The 2,977-nt window shown below is 34.2% G+C and carries 5 protein-coding genes; all 5 read right to left on the reverse strand.

Features of this window, described 5'->3' with window-relative positions; genetic code table 11:
- Window positions 1-177 precede the first annotated feature (177 nt).
- The 5 genes from ACQV2T_RS09265 to ACQV2T_RS09285 all read right to left on the reverse strand — a co-directional run bounded on the left by ACQV2T_RS09265 (window position 178) and on the right by ACQV2T_RS09285 (window position 2,618).
- Window positions 178-609: a Rib/alpha-like domain-containing protein gene (locus tag ACQV2T_RS09265; RefSeq protein ID WP_428892112.1), complete on the reverse strand. Its 432-nt coding sequence runs from the start codon at window positions 607-609 to the stop codon at window positions 178-180.
- Window positions 610-619: 10 nt separating this feature from the next.
- A complete protein-coding gene (locus tag ACQV2T_RS09270) occupies window positions 620-973 on the reverse strand; it encodes a Rib/alpha-like domain-containing protein (protein ID WP_428892113.1) in 354 nt (117 codons plus the stop codon).
- A 6-nt stretch (window positions 974-979) separates the two neighbouring features.
- Window positions 980-1,450 (reverse strand): Rib/alpha-like domain-containing protein, encoded by a 471-nt coding sequence (locus ACQV2T_RS09275; protein ID WP_428892109.1) that lies wholly within the window; start codon window positions 1,448-1,450, stop codon window positions 980-982.
- Between the two features lie 266 nt (window positions 1,451-1,716).
- Window positions 1,717-2,163 (reverse strand): DUF3021 domain-containing protein, encoded by a 447-nt coding sequence (locus tag ACQV2T_RS09280; protein ID WP_428892110.1) that lies wholly within the window; start codon window positions 2,161-2,163, stop codon window positions 1,717-1,719.
- Between the two features lie 14 nt (window positions 2,164-2,177).
- Window positions 2,178-2,618, reverse strand: a complete 441-nt coding sequence (locus ACQV2T_RS09285) for a LytTR family DNA-binding domain-containing protein (protein WP_428892111.1) — start codon at window positions 2,616-2,618, stop codon at window positions 2,178-2,180.
- Between the last annotated feature and the right edge of the window lie 359 nt (window positions 2,619-2,977).

Here is a 2,977-nt window from a genome sequence, read left to right on the forward strand (position 1 = left end):
CGCCATGCTTATGGCTGTAAAAACGACTCTCATTTCAAAAATAGAATACTTTTAATATCAAGATTATATGTGTCAGGAAGAAAAGGAGTAGGAGGCTAGCCATTAGTTGACTAGCCGACCTCTCACACCACCGTACGTACGGTTCCGTATACGGCGGTTCCCTAGTTTACACACACTTTAGTATAATGCTTGAGTTTCATCTGAGGTTGGTGTCGTTACAGTAACTGTCACATCCACAATTTCTGTTGAACCGTCTGGATAAGTCACTTTCACAAGTCCTGTGTAGTTACCAGGGGTGGTCGTATCAATCGTACCAACAGGGGTGACGTCTTCAAAAGTTGGATTTCCTGGGAATTTAGGGTTGACCACATATTCCGGAATACTAACATTATTAATTAAATCAGCTTTTCCACCTATACCAATAATTTCAGGTGTCACAGTAGGCACATAGATATCCGATTGTAAAGCTTCGGGTGTTTTTATAGTTACTGGAACGGTTACAATTTCAAATGTTCCATCTGAATAAATTACTTTTACTCGTCCTACATATTCACCGGGGGTTGTATTATCTATTCCCTCCTCCGGAGTCACATCTTCAAATTTAGGTATTCCTGGATAGTTAGAGTCTTATATATATAGCTAGGGACAAAACATTCTCGATTAGATTCACTATTTCTCCAATTTCAATCACTTCTGAAATTACTGTCGGATTATATATGTTGGATTTTTTATCTAAAACGGTAACCGGAACATCAACGATTTCTGATGTGTTGTCTGGATAAGTCACTTTCACTTTTCCAATGTATTCACCAGGTGTTGTACTATCAATCGCACCGGCCAAAGTCACATCTTCAAATATCAATACTCCATCATTATCAGGGTCAACAACAAAAATTGGAACAGTAACATTATCTGTTAAGTTAATCGTATCTCCAACAAGAATTGTTTCTGGTGTTACTTTTGGAGTATATATTTCATTTTAAGGAACTACCGAATTAATTACTACTACTGGCACATTGATCGTCTCAAAACTTCCATCTGGATAAATTACTTTAACATTTCCTGTATACTCACCCGCTTTAGTAGTATCAATTACACCAGATGGTGTAATATCTTCAAATTTCGGCTGTCCTTTAAAGTCCAGATCTTTAACATAGTCGGGCACTTTCACATGATCAATTAAATGGACTGTTTCTCCTATTTCAATCGACTCGACAGTAGCCTGCGGATTAAATTTATCTGCTTGTAATGGGTCGTTCGGCGATTCTATTAGCTTTTGGTCAGCTTTACTAACAGCATCATCTGTTAGGGATACTGAGACTTCAGGCGCTATGTCTTGAGTAGATACACTGACTTGATTTGCTCCTGATAGAAAGAAAAACGAAGAAATCAAAACAGAAAATGAACCAACAGTAAACTTTCTAATAGCATACTTATTATCTTGGTCCATTGACCGACATTTTTTTAATAATTGTTATTTTTCCCTACCACAATGTCACTCCTGTTCCTTAAGTCAAACTATGAAAATTTAAAAATATTTAGAGTCGTTTCGACAAGCCCATCTTATACTATTCTCTTGAAATTCTCAAATAAATGACTAGTGATATTCGTTTGTTTATTACTACTGTCACCACCTGAATGAAAGCTTCTAGCTATCGATCTCATTACTAATTTGTTGACTTAAAATAGTCAAATTGACTTCATTTTATTAGTTTCTTAACTTTTAGTTCTATATTTTATTTTTTGATTAATTTTTTTAATCTGCGATTTAATATAGAAATAATTAGCTAGCCAAATGCCACAGTAAATGATGGTATTAATTAATCCAATAGACAGAATACCTGTTAACCCACGTTGCCAATGTAAATAATAGCCAGCAGCTAACAAAGGTAGAATTATGACTACAAAATGAAGCACAGTATTTAAAAGCAGACTTCTTTTTTCGTTTTTCATAATTGTGTTAGCACTTGCTTGTATGATTCCCAATAGCATGTAAATAATTGTTTGAATAGTAACTGCCGTTAAAATCGAATCATATTGTTTTAAAAAACTAGGAACTCCGGGAACGTACTCACCATATATATATGAAAACCATAAATTAAGTAAATGACCAATTCCTACTCCGATAAATCCACCGCAAATCATTTTTTTTAACTGTTCCATTGAATATCTCCTCCTTATATTCCTAACGCTTCCTTAAATTTTTTTAGACTTCTTCTAGAGACAAACAACACTTCATTATTCATTAACTCTACAGCAATTGTTCCCTTGTAAGAAAGGTCAAGTCTTTTTACATAATCTAAGTTAATTAACTCTCCTTGAGAAATACGGATAAAATTCATCAATCCAAAACGTTCTTCTAAATCATACATTCTTAATCGGATGAGATAATCAGACTCAAGTGACTGTGCATATACTTTTTTATTGTCGGTATAAAACTTTATAATCTCATTCAGCTCAAGTAAAGTGGCTTTATCTGATTGAAAGCCGATGATTTTTTTCATCGTAGAAGATTCAATCAAACTCTGAACCAATTCAACATCACGATTCATTGAGTTTGCCATCACTTTAACAAGCGTTTCCTCGAATGTAGGATCAATCTCTATTTCTAATTTCATTTTAGTCCTCCTTCCGTATTCATTGTATTTAGTTTATAAGAAGCTGAAAACAGTTGCCACACTATTTGGATAAACGGTTCTTCGAGTAGGCTATGTGGTATAAATACTATGATGAATGCGTTTATATTTAGCGACCATCCTCCGTAGCAAATTAAGAAGAATATGTTTCTTTAAAGTTAACCATTTTTTCTTGTTGACCTAGCCGAAGATTCTAAAATTTAGGGTGAATTGTAAAATGAACTTAGCCATTTAAAATAGAAAAAGAGCCAGTGAGTCTGGTAATCTATGTAGTAACAACACAAACATGTTAGACGATAATACATATGTGACATAAAACAAATAAAAATAGGGAGCTTCTG

Origin of the sequence: Facklamia sp. P13069 (assembly GCF_050409405.1) — a bacterium.
Lineage (GTDB): Bacteria > Bacillota > Bacilli > Lactobacillales > Aerococcaceae > Facklamia.